Source organism: Streptomyces endocoffeicus, assembly GCF_016741935.1.
GTDB lineage: Bacteria > Actinomycetota > Actinomycetes > Streptomycetales > Streptomycetaceae > Streptomyces > Streptomyces endocoffeicus.
In genome coordinates this window covers 128,111-143,343 of the sequence record NZ_JAERRG010000003.1, presented here as the reverse complement: position 1 = coordinate 143,343, position 15,233 = coordinate 128,111, and the positions used below count along the sequence as shown (strand labels likewise).

Annotated in this window: 11 protein-coding genes and 1 pseudogene; 9 read left to right on the top strand and 3 right to left on the bottom strand. The window is 70.1% G+C overall.

Annotation, left to right across the window (positions count from 1 at the left end; all coding sequences use genetic code 11):
* Positions 1 to 388: 388 nt before the first annotated feature.
* From JK364_RS10805 to JK364_RS10795, 3 genes are all read left to right on the top strand, one after another.
* Positions 389 to 853 (top strand): DinB family protein, encoded by a 465-nt coding sequence (locus JK364_RS10805; protein ID WP_201850071.1) that lies wholly within the window; start codon positions 389 to 391, stop codon positions 851 to 853.
* Positions 850 to 2,073, top strand: coding sequence for a MalY/PatB family protein (locus tag JK364_RS10800; protein WP_230991756.1), 1,224 nt, complete (start codon positions 850 to 852; stop codon positions 2,071 to 2,073). Before JK364_RS10805 ends, JK364_RS10800 begins: the two co-directional genes overlap by 4 nt.
* A 134-nt stretch (positions 2,074 to 2,207) precedes the next feature.
* Positions 2,208 to 2,780, top strand: coding sequence for a CGNR zinc finger domain-containing protein (locus JK364_RS10795; RefSeq protein WP_201850069.1), 573 nt, complete (start codon positions 2,208 to 2,210; stop codon positions 2,778 to 2,780).
* Between the two features lie 54 nt (positions 2,781 to 2,834).
* Here the strand turns inward: JK364_RS10795 and JK364_RS10790 are convergent, their stop codons facing one another.
* Both JK364_RS10790 and JK364_RS58020 read right to left on the bottom strand, forming a co-directional pair.
* Positions 2,835 to 3,776 (bottom strand): aminoglycoside phosphotransferase family protein, encoded by a 942-nt coding sequence (locus JK364_RS10790; protein WP_201850061.1) that lies wholly within the window; start codon positions 3,774 to 3,776, stop codon positions 2,835 to 2,837.
* Between the two features lie 322 nt (positions 3,777 to 4,098).
* Positions 4,099 to 5,562: pseudogene (locus JK364_RS58020) on the bottom strand (SDR family oxidoreductase); the annotation flags it as partial.
* Here JK364_RS58020 and JK364_RS55225 point away from each other — a divergent pair.
* The 6 genes from JK364_RS55225 to JK364_RS10750 all read left to right on the top strand — a co-directional run bounded on the left by JK364_RS55225 (position 5,473) and on the right by JK364_RS10750 (position 14,321).
* Positions 5,473 to 6,045: a TetR family transcriptional regulator gene (locus JK364_RS55225; RefSeq protein WP_307841246.1), complete on the top strand. Its 573-nt coding sequence runs from the start codon at positions 5,473 to 5,475 to the stop codon at positions 6,043 to 6,045. The pseudogene JK364_RS58020 and the gene JK364_RS55225 overlap by 90 nt on opposite strands.
* A 353-nt stretch (positions 6,046 to 6,398) precedes the next feature.
* Positions 6,399 to 8,207: an ATP-binding cassette domain-containing protein gene (locus JK364_RS10775; protein ID WP_201850059.1), complete on the top strand. Its 1,809-nt coding sequence runs from the start codon at positions 6,399 to 6,401 to the stop codon at positions 8,205 to 8,207.
* An 86-nt stretch (positions 8,208 to 8,293) separates the two neighbouring features.
* The gene (locus JK364_RS55220) at positions 8,294 to 9,775 is read left to right on the top strand and encodes a methyltransferase domain-containing protein (protein ID WP_230991754.1); all 1,482 of its coding nucleotides are present in this window, start codon (positions 8,294 to 8,296) and stop codon (positions 9,773 to 9,775) included.
* A gap of 66 nt (positions 9,776 to 9,841) precedes the next feature.
* Positions 9,842 to 11,005, top strand: coding sequence for a bifunctional class I SAM-dependent methyltransferase/NUDIX hydrolase (locus JK364_RS10760; protein WP_307841220.1), 1,164 nt, complete (start codon positions 9,842 to 9,844; stop codon positions 11,003 to 11,005).
* 337 nt (positions 11,006 to 11,342) lie between these two features.
* Positions 11,343 to 11,522 carry a hypothetical protein gene (locus tag JK364_RS10755; protein WP_201850055.1) on the top strand — a complete coding sequence of 60 codons (180 nt, stop codon included), beginning with the start codon at positions 11,343 to 11,345 and terminating at the stop codon, positions 11,520 to 11,522.
* Between the two features lie 117 nt (positions 11,523 to 11,639).
* Positions 11,640 to 14,321 carry an FHA domain-containing protein gene (locus JK364_RS10750; RefSeq protein ID WP_201850053.1) on the top strand — a complete coding sequence of 894 codons (2,682 nt, stop codon included), beginning with the start codon at positions 11,640 to 11,642 and terminating at the stop codon, positions 14,319 to 14,321.
* 225 nt (positions 14,322 to 14,546) lie between these two features.
* On the opposite strand, the gene JK364_RS10745 is transcribed toward JK364_RS10750, so the two are convergent.
* Positions 14,547 to 15,194, bottom strand: coding sequence for a DUF4232 domain-containing protein (locus tag JK364_RS10745; protein ID WP_201850051.1), 648 nt, complete (start codon positions 15,192 to 15,194; stop codon positions 14,547 to 14,549).
* Positions 15,195 to 15,233: the final 39 nt, after the last annotated feature.

Below are 15,233 nucleotides of genomic sequence, written 5' to 3'. Positions count from 1 at the left end.
GTTCGTACGACGGACGGTGGGACGACTCGTACCGTACGCGCAACGATCATCCGGGTACACCTCTGAGCGGTGAGTCACCGTAGGGCCGCGAGCGCGGCTCGCCGGGCGCCCTGAAGCTCCACGAACTCGGCCCCCGCCACATCGCCGCACACCTCACACCTCACACCTCACACCTCGTTCTGGACACCGGTCCATGACGTGTCACACCTTGCGAGCGTCACCTGTTTGACTGGTGACGCAATTCCGGATTAGCCTGCGGCCGTCACCAGCCGTCCGCCGAGGGCCGTGTCGCCCGGACACCCTGTTCACCCACGTCCTCGCTCGACCGTGGCCCATCGCCTCGGCCTGCTCTCGTCATGGCCCTGACCAGCACTCTCATGAGGAACCCATGGAACTGAACGAGTACCTGTACTTCCTGCGCCGCGCGTTCGACGGCATGATCGGCGCACTGGAGGAACTGGGCGACGAGCTCGCCAACACCGTGCCCCCGCCGGCCGGGGCGAACAGCCCGTTCGCTGTCGCCTACCACTGCACGGGCGTGGCCGACTACTGGATCGGGCACGTCATCGCCGGCAGGTCCGTGGACCGGGACCGGGCCTCGGAGTTCACCGCCGTCGGGACGGTCGCCGATCTCAAGAGCGCTCTGGACCCGCTGTTCGACCGTCTCCGCGACGACCTGCGGGGAGTCGACGCACAGGCGGCGCCCCGCAAGGTACCGCCCGCCTCCTTCGAAGGCCCCGACCGCCCGCTGAGCTGTGCCGGCGTTCAGCTGCACGTACTGGAGGAACTCGCCCAGCACCACGGCCAGGTGCAGATCACCCGGGACGTCCTCCTGAACGGAACGGTGCGATGACTCCCATGCCCCCCGGCCCGGGAGCCCCGGCCGCCGGCCACCGCCACGTCCCGGGCTTCGACGACCTCGACCGGGACTGGCTGCGCGACCGGACCGGGGTGAAGTGGCACCGCGTGGATCCAACGGTCCTGCCCGCCTGGGTGGCCGACATGGACTACCCCATCCCCCGGGCCGTCGCCGAGGCCCTCCACGATGCCGTCACCCACGGAGATCTGGGCTATCCCGACTGGCCCGACGGCAGCCCGCTGCGCCGGCTCTTCGCCGAGCGCATGACGTCCCGCTACGGCTGGGAAGCCGCTCCATCCCGCGTCCGCGAACAAACAGACCTCATACAATGCCTACAGCTCCTCCTCCACCTGGCCACCTCCCCAGGGGACGCCGTCGCTGTCCAGACGCCGAACTACCCTCCATTCCTGGCCACGCTGAAAACGATGCGACGCCCCGCCGTTCCAGTGCCCATGATCCAGACCGACCAGGGCTGGCGCATGGACTTCGCCGCGCTGGCCGACGGCGCGGCCCGCCACGGCTGCAAGGTCCTCCTGCTGGTCAACCCCCACAACCCCACCGGCCGGGTGATGACCCGGGACGAGCTCGAGGAGATCGCCGCCGTTGCCCGACGGCACGACATGCTGGTCATCAGCGACGAGATCCACTCCGAGCTGAGCCACGCCCCCCACCAGCACATCCCCTTCGCGTCCCTGTCGCCCGACGCCGCCGCACGGACGGTGACCATCACCTCCGCGACCAAGGCGTTCAACCTCGCCGGCCTGCGCTGCACCGTCACCCACTACGGTCCCGACCGGCTGCTGGCCACCCGCGACGCCCAGCCACCGGACCTGTACGGAACCGTCTCCACCCTCGGCGTCATCGGCACCCAAGCGGCCTGGCGGCACGGGGACCCCTGGCAGAAGGAACTCCTGACCGTCCTGGACCGCAACCGCCATCGCGTCCACGACGTACTGCGCGACCGGGTGCCGGCACTGCGCCACTGGCTTCCCGAAGCCACCTACCTCGCCTGGCTCGACGTCCGCCGACTGCGGCTCACGGACGATCCGGTCCAGTACGTGCTCCGCCAGGGCAAGGTCCTCCTCGACGGCGGGGAACCCTTCGGCCCGGAGTCCGGCGGATATCTGCGGCTCAACTTCGCCACCTCGGCGCGGGTGCTGGACGAGATCCTCGACGGCGTCGTCACCGCGCTGGCCCCCCGCCAGGAGCGCTAGGGAAATCTCTGTGCGCGATTCACGCACGAAGCCGGCCATCGCCCCCCGCCACCCACTCGGACGCGGCAGGCCGTCACCGCATTGACAGGTGTCGCAATATCGACACGGGAGGCGTCACCTGTCAATATGGACGCGTGGATGAGTTCGTCTTTGTGAGTGGCCGGCTGTGTCTCGATCTGGCGGGCACCAAGCTGTGGCGTCGGAGTCTTCGCACGGAACTGCTGAACTCCCCGGATGACATGCGGCGCTGGGTTCGCCAGGCGGAGCTCCTGGATGCTCCGGGCCCAGTGGACGCCCGCGCCTTCGAGCGGCTGCGCCGTCTGCGTGAGGCGGTCTACACCCTCGCCACTTCCTGGCCTCCGGGCGACCACCCGGATGCCGACGTCGGTGACGTCCTCGCGGAAGTGAACGAAGCGGCCCGGCTGCCGCTGCCGAAGCATCAGCTCGAGGTGTCGGGTCGTCTGACCCGGACGGGCAGTGTGGACGAGGTACTCGGTGCGGTCGCCCGCGACGCGGTGGAACTGCTGAGCTCGGCCCATTTCGCGCGGATGAGGGAGTGCGCCAACCCGGACTGCACACGCCTCTTCGTCGATCTGTCCCACTCCGGCGCCCGACGATGGTGCGGGATGGCCGAGTGCGGGAACAAGCACAAGGCCGCCAGCTACCGGAGGCGGAAGAAGCAAGCCACGGTCGAAGCCGGTGTCTGAGGGCAGACCACTCATGCCGTGAGGGCTGGGTTGGATGAGCGGCTGTGGCTCAGGTCACCGCTTTGGTGCTGGGGAACCGGGGTGGTCGATCGTCGTGGTGAGGCGTCGCAGCGCGGCGCGGGCGGGTGGGCCCCAGGTGCGCTTGCCGCCCGGACGGCCGTGGACGCCCGCCTCTCCGATGAGGATGCAGCCGAGGGCTTTCAGCACCGCCCAGCCGCGGGCGCGGCGTCGGGTCGCTGTGTCCGGGGTCGGTTGATAAGCGTCGTAGAAGCGGTCGACGGCGCCGTCCGGCAGCAGTATCCAAGCGGCGGCGAGGTCGCAGGCCGGATCGCTCGCGAAGAGATCGCCGAAGTCGATCACGCCGCAGAAGGTGCCGTCCGCGGTGAGGACGTTGGCCGGATGCAGATCGCCGTGCAGCCACAGTGCCGGCCCCGTCCAGTCGGGCGCGGCGACGGCGTCCTCCCAGACGGCGCGGACGGCGTCCGGGTCGGGGATCAGTCCCGACTCGGTGGCCGAGGCCAAGGCCTGGGCGAACCCCTCGGCCTGGTCGGTCAGCGGCCCTCCACGGTCGCGACCGGCCGGCGCCCCGTCCGGGGCCGGTCGGTGAAGAGCGGTCAGAAACGTGGCCAGGGTGTCGGCCGCCTCCGCGGCGCGCGTGGCGGGGGCGCGGTCGGCGGGCGTTCCCGGCACCCAGGTGGTGACGATCCAGGGCCGCGGGAACCGCTCGGAGGGCTCGCCGAGACGCTGCGGGACGGGGACCGGCAGGGGAAGACGCGGGGCGAGGGCGGGAAGCCAGGCGTGCTCTTTGAGCAGCAGCGCGTCCGCGGACCGCGTCGCCCAGGGCAGCCGGACGGCGAGGTCGTCGCCGAGCCGCCACAGCTGGTTGTCCCAGCCCCGAGCACCGAGCCGCACGGGGCGATCGACCAGGTCGGGGTGCTGGTCGCGCAGCAGATCCCGGACCAGTTCCGCGGTGATCTCGATCTCGATGTGGGTCATGCGGAGCCACGATAGCCGGACACTGACCCGCCGTTCGTGACGTCCAGCACTCCCCTCGAGCCGTTCGCCGCCGACGCTTCCGGCGGACGCGGCGCTCGCTGTCAGGTGAGGGGGCCGCCGGACGATGAAGCCGCCGTCGGCGATGATTTCGGCGCCAGTGGCGAAGCGGGCTTGGTCGAAGGCGGTGAAGAGGATGAAGTTGGCGATTTCGTCGGGGCGGCGTTGCGGGGACGGCGAAGTCGTCGACGGACACGATCGCGTTGCCGTCGGGGCCGTAGGCGAGGGGTGTTTCGACGATGCCGGGGTGGACGGAGTTGACGCGGATGTTGCCGCGGGCCAGTCCCTTGGCGGCCACGCGCATGAGGCCGCGCAGTGCCCACTTGCTGCTGCTGTAGGCGACGAGTTCCGGGGCGGCCGCGAGCCCGGCGACGGAGTTGATGTTGACGATCGCGCCGCCTCCTGCCTTGCGCATGGCGGGGGCCGCGGCGCGGATGCCGAGCAGGGCGCCGGTGACGTTCGTGTCGAACACGCGCTGGAACTCGTCGAGCGGGATGCTCTCCACGTTGCCCACGCGCAGGTAGGCGGCGTTGTTGATCAGGATGTCCAGATGGCCGAAGCGTGCTTCGGTCTGGTTGATCACGTCGGTCCAGTCGGACTCGCTCGTGACGTCGAGCCGTACTCCGAGAGGGGCCGTCGAGCTCGACGGCGAACTGATCGGAGTCTGTTCGGGCAGCGGTGACGGTGTTGGCCCCGGCCTCGGAGAACCGGGCGGACAGCGTGGAGCCGAGGGCGCCGGATCCTCCGGTGATGAGAACGGTCTTACCGGTGAAGTCGAGCATGGCGGGTTCCCTTCAGTTGCCGACGAGGTCGGCGGGGGCGGCAAGGTCGGCGGGGCGGCGGGCGTGGTGAAGTCGTCGGCGTCGGTGGAGTGGGCGAGGGCGCGCCCGGCTTCGAGGGCTTCGAGGCGGTTGCGCGGGGCAGCGGTTGCCAGCGCGTAGGCATCGGAGCCCAGCGTGAGCCGGAATGGCGGCTTGGCCCGGTCGGCGGAGGCGATGATGGCCGCCGCGATCTTCGCGGGGTCACCGGGTGCGGGCAGCGGCGGCAGGTCGCCGGAGAGCGTGCCCCGCAGCTGCCCTGAGGGGCCGTCGGCGTATTCGGGCAGCGGGGCGCCCAGGACCGAGCCGGCGGCGCCGAAGTTGGTGCGGGAAACGCCGGGCTCGACGACCGTCACGGCGAAGTCGAACGGCGCGAGTTCGGCGGCGGCCGACTCCCAGAATCCTTCGATGCCCCACTTGGTGGCGTGGTAGAGGCTCATGGCGGGGAAGGCGACCTGGCCGCCGATGCTGGCGATCTGGATGTAGCGTCCGCCGCCCTGGCGGCGCAGGTGCGGGACGGCGGCGCGGGCGAGCTGGATCGACGCCGTCAGGTTGGTCGCGATCTGCCGGTCGATCTGCTCGTCGGCGAGCTCTTCGGCCGCGCCGAAAAGCCCGTAGCCGGCGTTGGACACGACGACGTCGAGCCGACCGAGATCGGAGAACGCGCGGTCCACGATCTCACGCAGCGCGCTGGTGTCGGTGACATCCAGGCGGGCTCGCCACAGCTGCTCGCCGTAGCGGACCGCCAGGTCATCGAGGCTCTCCAGGCGCCGCGCGGTGGCGGCGACCCTGTCTCCCCGTGCGAGCAGTTGCTCGGTGAGGTGACGGCCGAAGCATACGGCTTGGCAGGCGCCCGGATCGACCGCATCGCCGAGACCGCCACGGCCAACAAGCGGTCGATCTACATGCACTTCGGGACCAAGGAGGAACTGTTCGACAAGGTCGTCGCCGACAGCATGATCAAGCTGGCGGAGTCGGCCTCCTTCGAGGCCGGAGACCTGCCCGCCTACGCCGGCGAGCTATTCGACCGACTGGAGCAGTGGCCACATATTCGGCGCCTGTACCTATGGGCGGGACTGGAACGGGACCAGCCCGTCGATACCGAGGTCGAGCAATACCGGAAGCGGGTCGCCGCACTCGAAGCCGCGCAGGAGGCGGGCCGGATCCGCGCCGACATCCCGTCGGCGGAACTGATGGCCATGGTGATCGCCCTGGTGATCAGCTGGGACACCGCCGCCTGGTCATTGAAGGCGCTGCAACCGGAGAACCGTCGAGAAACCAGCACCGACCACAGGCACAACGTCACAGCCGCCGTAGCCGCTCTCGCCCGACCCGCCACGGGCTTCGGCGAGGGCGCGGACCGAGGGGCCCAGCCCAGCCGCTCACGTCGGTAAGGGGCCGACGGCACCGTCGGCGTTTTGGCCACCGCCCTTCCGGGCCCGGCCCTTGCGCGGCAAGGGCCGGTGCACCCCGCACCCTCCGGCATACGCGCAATCGCGGGGTTCCGAGCCCGACCGAAACACATGTGTTCGAAATTCCGGCTGAGTCGTTGACCCCCACAAGCGAGCCGCGCGACCGCCAAAGGGGGACCACGTTGACTTCGGCCAGCGCACAAGGACATTCGGCCAGCGCACAAGCACAATCGAATCCCGGCACATCGGACACCAGCCCGCCGGACGATGCTCACAGCGCACGGGACGAGGAGTTCCTGTACCGCGACAAGTCCAGACTCCAGGCCGGCGCACAGATGACGACCAGCACGATGGCACGGCGGCTGCCCGCGCTGGTCCTGCGGTCCCTGAAGATGGCGTGGCAGGTGGATCGTGGTGCCACGCTCGGCCTGCTGGCGTGCCAGGTCGGCACGGGTGTGCTCGCCGCCGTGGGACTGCTCGCGGTCACGGGAACGATCACCGCGCTGATCTCGTCGGGGGACATCACCGAGCGACTGTGGGAGGCGGCCCCGCAGTTGACGGTCATCGCCGTGGCGACCGGTCTGCGCGCCCTGCTGGGGATCTCGGTCACGTGGCTGACCGCGCGGCTGCGGCCGGTGCTGGCCCGGGCGGCAGAGCTGACGATGATCGAGGCCGCCCTCGGCGCGGAGCTGGCGGCGAACAACAAGCCTGGCTACAACGACTTCTACGACATCGCCGACCGCGGCGCCCAGGTCACTCCCGACCTTGTCGACGAGGCCCAGAACGTACTGGCCGCCACGGCCACACTCGCCGCCGGCGCGACCGTTCTCACCGTGCTGCACCCGGCACTTCTTCCGCTGCTCCTGCTGGCGTGTCTGCCGCAGGCCGCCGCGTATGTGCGGGCCGCCCGGGTGGTGTACCTGGCGGCACTGGAGACCTCCGGGCGGCGCCGGATGCTGCACAAGCTCCGCTGGCACATGGCCTACATCGAGTCCAGCGAGGAGATGCGAGCCTGTCTGGCCGGTCCCTTCCTCATCAGCCGGTACCGACGGCTCGCCGCCTCGGTCAACGCCGCGGAGCGCAGAGCCGCGGACACCGGCGCGTGGATGGGGCTGGCCGGCGCGGTCGCCGGCGGCGTGGCGTCGGCCGCGGTGTGGGCCGCGCTGCTCTGGCTCCTGGCCTCCGGCCGCATGGACCTCGCGGCCGGAGGCGGCGCGGTCTTCGCCCTCCAGACGGCGACCGGCTCCGTGCGCGGCATCATCAACGGCGGGGCCCGGCTGGTACGCACCGGCTGGTACGTGCAGGATTGGCAGAACTTCCTCGACAACGCCCACGGGCAGGCCATGACGGCGTCCCGAGGCACCAAGACCCTCACCGGGGCACCGGAGCGGTTCGAGGTCCGTGACATCACCTACCGGTACGAGGGTGCCGCGAAAGACAGCCTCAGCGGGGTGTCCCTGCGGGTGCGGCGCGGGGAGATCGTGGCGCTGGTCGGGGAGAACGGGTCGGGCAAATCCACCCTGTCCCGGCTGATCTGCGGTCTGCTGTTGCCCACGTCCGGCGAGGTGGCGTGGGACCACACGACCACGGCGGAGCTGGAGCCCTGGGCGGCGTGGAAACATGCCGCCCTGGCGCCGCAGAGGTACACCTACCTGCCGCTGACCCTCCGCGACAACATCACCTTCGGGCAGGGCGACACCAGCGACGCCGCCGTCCTGGCGGCCTGCGGGGCGTCCGGTGCGTTGGACATGCTGCCCAGCCTGCGGTCAGGACTCGACACCCTTCTGACGTCGGAGTGGTACGGAGGGCAGCAGCTGTCCGGGGGGCAGTGGCAGCGTGTGGTGCTGACGAGGACGTTCCACCGGAAGGCGGCTCTGCTCGTGATGGATGAGCCCACCGCCGCGTTGGACGCTCGCGCGGAGCACCACATCTTCAGCGGACTGCGGGCGCTGGCCAAGGACCGGGCGGTCCTGCTGATCACACACCGGCTCGCCAACGTCGCTGAGGCGGACCGGATCGTCGTCCTCGACCAGGGGCGGGTTGTGCAGGAAGGGACGTACGCACAACTCACCCGGGAGCCGGGGCTGTTCAGGTCCCTGTGGGTACTTCAGCAGCGCACGGACGGCGAGGCGACCCGCGCGTGACCACCAGCCCCCGGCCACCCCGGTCCCGCCACACGCCTCCGCGCCACTGCCGTGAACCCGTCGCTCTTGGGAAGGACGTGCCCCTCATGTTCACCACACAGGACGAATGGAACACCGGCTACGCCGATGGCCGCCGCTACAGCCGGCTCAGCGACCGTGAGCGGTCGCTGCTGGCCACCCACCTTCCCGCCCCTGTCGACGGCAAGGCCCTCGACGTCGGGTGCGGGGTCGGAGAACTCGCGGCCCACCTGTCCTCGCTCGGCTACCACGTCGACGCCGTCGACTGGTCCGACAACGCCCTCGCCGAGGCAACCGCCCAGCACGGAAACGCCGCCCAATGGCTGCGCCTGGACATCGAGCTCGACGAATGGGCACCTCTGCGCGCCGACGGCTACGACGTGATCACCCTCCGGTTCGTATATCCCTTCCTGCGGCACCGCGACCGCACCATGCGGGCCCTCGGCCGCCGCCTGCGGCCTGGCGCCGCCATCGTGGTCATCACGCCCCTCGCCGCCGACACCCCGGCCGAACGGCGCGGCATCGCGCTCGACGAGGACGAACTCGCCCACCTGCGGGCCGGCTGGTCCACCACCGAACGCCACGACGCCGAAGGACTGGCCTTCGTGGTCCTGCGCGGCCCACACCGGGCCGAAGCCACGCCACCGCCTGAGCCATCGGCCAACCACACGCAACACGCACCCGCCGACGCCCGAGACGCCACGCCCACCTCGCGACGGCACCACTTCACCCTGCGGGAGCGCTACTACGCCCAGGTGGAGTCCGGACGCAAAACGATCGAAGTACGCGTGGGGACCCCGGGGACAGCGGCCGTCGAAACCGGGGACACGATCGTCTTCCATGAGCCGGACAGCGGGCGGGAACTCGACATCGTCGCGAAGCGGATCACCCCGTACACCTCATTCGAAGAGCTTCTCGACGCGGAGGATCCGGCACGCATCGATCCCGGCTCCACACGCGAGGAGCAACTCGCCAGCCTCCGCCGCGTCTACCCGCCGGACAAGGAAGCCCTCGGCGCCCTCGCCTTCGAGTTCGACCACCGTCCGGGACGCCCCGGCCACACCATGCCCATGACTCCCGTCGAGTACGTTCGGACGGTGCCCCACCACACGGTGTACGGCTGCCTGTACATCCGGGACGAGCACGACCGCCCGGTACAGCTGCGCTCCGTGTACGGCGACCGGCAGTGGCAGTTCCCCGGAGGCAACGCCGACGCCGGCGAAGACCCCTTGGAGACCGCACGCCGCGAGGCGGCCGAGGAGACCGGACTCGAACTCGGCCAGGGCCGACCACGCCTGCTGCTGACGCACTACCTCCGCCCAGGCACCCGCTGGCCACTGGGCAAGATCGGCTTCATCTTCGACGGCGGCCGGCTCAGCTCCGAGCAACTGCGCCGCATCCGGCTCGACCCTGCCGAACACGACCTGTGGGCCATCCACGATCTCGCCGAGTGGCGACAGCTCATGGGCGAGCTGCCCTTCGCCCGTCTCGACGCCATCGAACGCACCCGCCATGGCCAAGGCCCGAACTACCTCGTCACCGGCCCCTGATGGCCAAACCGGATGATGAAGCCGCGCGCAGTCACCACTTTCCTCGCTCTGCTCCCGGGAGTTCCCGTGTCCGTTGAGGACCTCAACGCCGAAGCCTGGACCGTTTACGGCCAACGTCAGCTGAACCACGGATACATGCCGCCTGTCCCCGAACGACTGGAGTGGACTCCGTGGGAGGGAGCCGGCCCCGGTACGGAGATCCTCGGTGACGTCACCGACCAACGCGTCCTGGACATCGGCTCCGGTCCCGGCCACCACGCCGTACACCTGGCCCGAACCCACGATGCGCAGGTCACCGCGGTCGAGCTGTCCTTCACCCAGCACCAACGCGCCATCGATACGCACGCAGGCACTCCCGGCGTCCACTTCGTACATGGCGACGTGATGGACTACCTCCGCACCGCCCAACCCTTCGACGCCGCGTACGCCATCGGCAGCCTCGCCTTCACCGACCCGCACCGATCCCTGCCCGCGCTGCGCGACGGCCTGCGCCCCGGCGCCCCATTGATCCTCTCGCTCCTCCACACCGACCTGCACGGCCGCGGTCCGTCCACGACCGTCGCACCACGCGAGCAGATGATCGTGCTCCGGGACGATCCACCGCTGCCCACCCAGATGTGGGTCCTGGCACCGCAGTTGTGGGAGGACCTGCTCACCGACCACGGCTTCCGAGTCGAGGCCATCGACCTCCTGCGCCCCTCCGACGAGAACAACCCCGTCGTGCAGCAGCTCATCCGCGCCCGTCGCCTCCCAAACCGCCCCGCACGCATCTCCAGCCGACCCCGCACCACCCGACCGCCCGTGCCGCACGCTGCCATCGGCGTCGGCGCCATCCTCCTCAGCGACCAGGGCGTACTCCTCGGCCGCCACCGCCGCGGCACCCTCGAACTACCGGGAGGAACCGTAGAAGCCGGGGAATCCCTCGAGGCGACCGTGATCCGTGAACTCGCCGAGGAAACCGGCCTGATCGCCCGACCCGACGACGTCGCACTCCTGGGCACGCTCGTCGACCACGTCGGAGACGTCGTGCGGGTCACCGTCGGTGCCATCGTCAGCGCCTGGCAAGGCCAGCCGGTCACGCAGCCGGACGAGAGCGTCGGTGACTGGGCTTGGTACCCCCTGGACCGACTACCTCACGGCCTGTTCGTGTGCAGCGCCCAAATCCTCACCGCCTGGCGCCCCGACCTGCCCATCAACCACACCCCAGCGCACTTCACGCCCTACGCCTAACGCACAGCACCCTGGACAGCCACGACGGAAGGCACCGCGCGTCCTACTCCCGGGTGATCGCCGTGTGGATGATGCCCTCCAGGAGGTCCGGCGGCCTGATCGACGGGCGCCGGCGGCCGCTGCCGTGCTGCCGGCGGCGCGGGACGCGGGTGGAATCCCCGGCACCGTGCCATGACGCGCAACCTCCGCATGTCACGCGCCCTCTTCCATACCGGCCATGCCCGTAAGCTCCGGCGTGTCCCGGTCCGGGACGCGCACGGCTGACCAACTCGGATTCCGACCCCGCCCCGACCCCGCCCCGACCCCGACTCCGATACCACGAGGACACACCGCTGTGATGCCCGACGAACACTTCGACCGCATCGCCGACGACCGCACCGATCGTCCGCGCGCAGCCCGTCGCGTTCGTCGGGAAACGCACGGCTCGGTTCCCGGGGAACCGGGGCACGGCCCGCCGATGAGCGAGTTGGCGTACGGCCCGGTGGTGGTTGGCCGGCTCGCGCCGCATAGCGTATGACGCTCAATCAGCACGCGGGACGTCCGGGCGCACACCGGAACCGCAGGAACAACCGTCCGAGCCGTCGTCTGTCCTGGCGCAGACGGCCTCGGTGCACACGACCGACTTGGGGCAGACGTGCCGGAACTTGTACTGCATGCCAATGGACGCACCTGGACCCTGGACGCGTCCCGGAGCTACACCATCGGGCGCGACCAGCAGGCCGACATCTCGTGCATCGACCGCCGAGTCTCCCGGCGGCACCTCGTGATCCGTTGTGACGGCGGGACGTGGGTCATCGAAGATCTCGGCAGCGCGAATGGCACGTTCGCCGAAGGGCGTCGTATCCAGCGGTTGGAGATCGGCCACGGTTCGATCGTCCGGCTGGGAGACGTCTCCACCGGCACGCGGCTGGACTTCACCGGGGTCTTCACCGGAGCCCCGGCGGCGGTGGGTGACGATCAGGTGCGTGCTGACGCCCGAATACGCGCGGGGCTGCCCCAGGGCGAGGCCCGTCCCAGTGCCGGGGGTGCCACGGATCGGGGCACATCGGAGGCGGCCGCCGCCACACCCCCGGTGGTGCCCGGTCCCCGGGCGGGGGAGGGTCCGGGAGCCCCCACGGGGGCGGCGGCCCAAGGCGACGACCTGTTCCGGCCACTCCCCCACCACCCCGCGTCCGCCCCCACCCGTGCCGCGGTTCCCACGACTCCCGTAGCCGCGGGTGATGCCCGGGACAGCCACCGGCCCGAAGAACCCGCAGCCGGTCCCCGTGGAGCCGCCGCGGCCCTTTTCGTCGACCGGGACCCCTCGGGCGTCCACCGACTCGACCTGGGACAACGGCTGCGTATCGGTCGCGCGCAGGACAACGAACTCGTGGTGGAGGGTCCGTATGTCTCCCGCTACCACGCGGAGTTCCGGCCCCTGCCCGGTGGCCGCTTCGAAATCGTCGACCTCGGCAGTCACAACGGCACCTATGTCAATGGGCAGCCCGTGGACCGCCGCCAGGTCATCGGCCCGTACGACATCGTCGGTGTCGGCCACTCCACCTTCCGTCTCGCCGGAGACCGGCTGGAGGAGTTCGTCGACACCGGTGAGGTCTCCTTCACCGCCCGCAATCTGACGGTGACCGTCGGGCGCGGCAAGACCATCCTGGACGACGTCTCCTTCGGTGTCCCCGAGAAGTCGCTGGTCGCGGTGATCGGGCCGTCGGGCTCCGGAAAGTCCACCCTGCTGCGCGCACTCACCGGCTACCGGCCCGCCGACCGTGGTCAGGTGCTCTACGACCACCGCGATCTCTACGCCCAGTTCGCCGAGTTGCGCCGCCGTATCGGTCTCGTCCCGCAGGATGACATCCTGCACAAGGAGCTGACCGTCGACACCGCTCTGAAGTACGCCGCCAGGCTCCGCTTTCCCGGTGACACCAAGGCGGCCGAGCGCAAGGCCCGTATCGACGAGGTGCTCCAGGAGCTCAGGCTCGACGCCCACCGGGGCAAGAAGGTCGCCTCGCTCTCCGGCGGTCAGCGCAAACGGGTGTCCGTCGCCCTGGAACTGCTGACCAAGCCCTCCCTGCTCTTCCTCGACGAGCCCACCTCCGGTCTGGACCCGGGCCTGGACCGTTCCGTCATGAAGTTGCTGCGGGAGCTCGCCGATGACGGCCGCACCGTGCTGGTGGTGACCCACTCGGTCGCCGAACTGTCCATGTGTGACCGGGTGTTGGTCATGGCGCCCGGTGGCTCCGCAGCCTATTTCGGTCCCCCGGACGAGGCCCTGGACTTCTTCGGTCACGACAGCTGGGCCGATGTCTTCTCCGCCTTCGAGGACCATCACGACGACGACTGGGGCGGGCGCTGGCGGGCTTCCCGGCAGTACGAGCGGTGCATCGCGGAGATCGACTCGGCCGTACCGCCGCAGCAGCATCCGGGCGCCCCCGCGACGCAGCCGCGCGCACGAGCTCTGCAGCCCAAACCACAGGGCTGGATCGGCCAGTTGTGGACGCTGATGCGCCGCTATGTGTCGGTCATCGCCTCCGACAGGGGCTTCATGGCGCTGATGCTGCTGCTCCCGGCCGTGCTGGGCGGAGTGAGCTGTCTGATTCCGGCGAAATACGGACTCGCCCCGCCACCGCCCGACAGCGGTTTCCGCTACAACCAGGAGTCCGGAACCATTCTGCTGGTGCTGGTCGTCGGCATGTGCTTCTCCGGCGCGGCCAACTCCGTACGTGAATTGATCAAGGAACGGGTGATCTACGAACGGGAGAGAGCCACGGGTCTGTCCCGATCCGCGTATCTGATGTCGAAGGTGATCGTCCTCGGTCTGATCACCGCGCTGCAGGGTGTCATCATCTGCGCGATCGGCTTCTCCGTCCGTCAACTGCCCGCCCAGGGGCTGCTCATGCCCACGGCCGTCGAGGTCTGCGTGGTCGTCAGTGCGCTGGGCTTCACCACCATGCTGTTCGGTCTGGTCATCTCCGCGCTGGTGCGGACCCCGGAGAAGACCATGCCACTGCTCGTGATGTTCGCCGTCGTCCAGGTCGTCTTCACCGGGGTCCTCTTCAAGCTGTTCGACTCTCCGGGCATCGAACAGATCGGCTGGCTGATGCCCGCCCGCTGGGGGGTGGCCGGCGCCGGGACCACACTCGACCTCGCGCACACCATGCCGCCCTGGAACCTCGACAAGCCGGACGATCTCGACCCGCTGTGGGCCCACACCGTCACCCAGTGGGGCATCGACCTCGGTGTGCTCCTGGCGATCGGGCTGATCTGCGGCTTCGTGGTGGCCCGCCTGCTGCGTCGGCACGAGCCCGAGGTCATGCGGGACTAGCCCGCGCGTTTCACCTGGCGCGGTGCCCGGGTCTTCCTGGCACGGTGTCCGGGTCTTGGCCGGGTGGTCACCCGGGCCAACGCCACCGTCCCCGCAGGACCGACGAGCCGGCGGGGACGGTGTTCTCCGGGAATCGTGCGGGCGGCAGACCGTCGCGGCACAGCACGAAAAGGGTGCTCGGGCAGCGGCGTGTGCCGCTGCCCGAGCACCCTGGGGCGGTGCGGGTCAGCCGCCCTGACCGATGCCCCCGATCGGGCCGACCTTCACCGGGGAGCCGGAACCGTCCGTGACGGGGAGTGTGCCACCGCCCGGCCAGTCGAGGGTGACCGACTTCGTCTCGTTCGGCGGGGTCACCACGAGCCCCGTGACGCGGACGCCGGAGCCGCCCGAGTCATTGACCGGGTAGTTGACGCCGAAGTACGTCGACTCCCCGTCCTTGAGGATATGCGTGTCGGCCGGCTGACCACTGCGCTTCGCGGACAGCGCCCCCTCGCTGGTCTTCAGGTCGACGCCCGCGAACCCGGAGATCGCGCAGTCCCGGCCGCCACCGTTCTTCAGCGTCACCGCGACGGTGCCCTCGCCGTCGCCGTCGATGGTGCGGTCCGCCGCCGTGACCTCCAGCTCGTCGGTGCGGCACTTGTCGATCTTGCCGTCCTCGTTGGAGCCGGTCCCGGCGGCTGTGCCCTGCTCGCCGGAGTCCTTCCCGCCGCCCTGATCCGAGCCGCCCGAGCCCGAACCACCACCCGAGGAAGACGCACTCGACGCGGACGACGGGTCGCTCTTCCCCGCGCTGTCGTCGTCGTTCTGGCAGGCCGTGAGCGAGAGACCCGCGGCAACGGCCAAGGCGGCGATGGTGAGCTTGTGTATGCGCATCGTTTTCCTCAGGATCGGTTGGGGGTGCCGCCTGCTCGG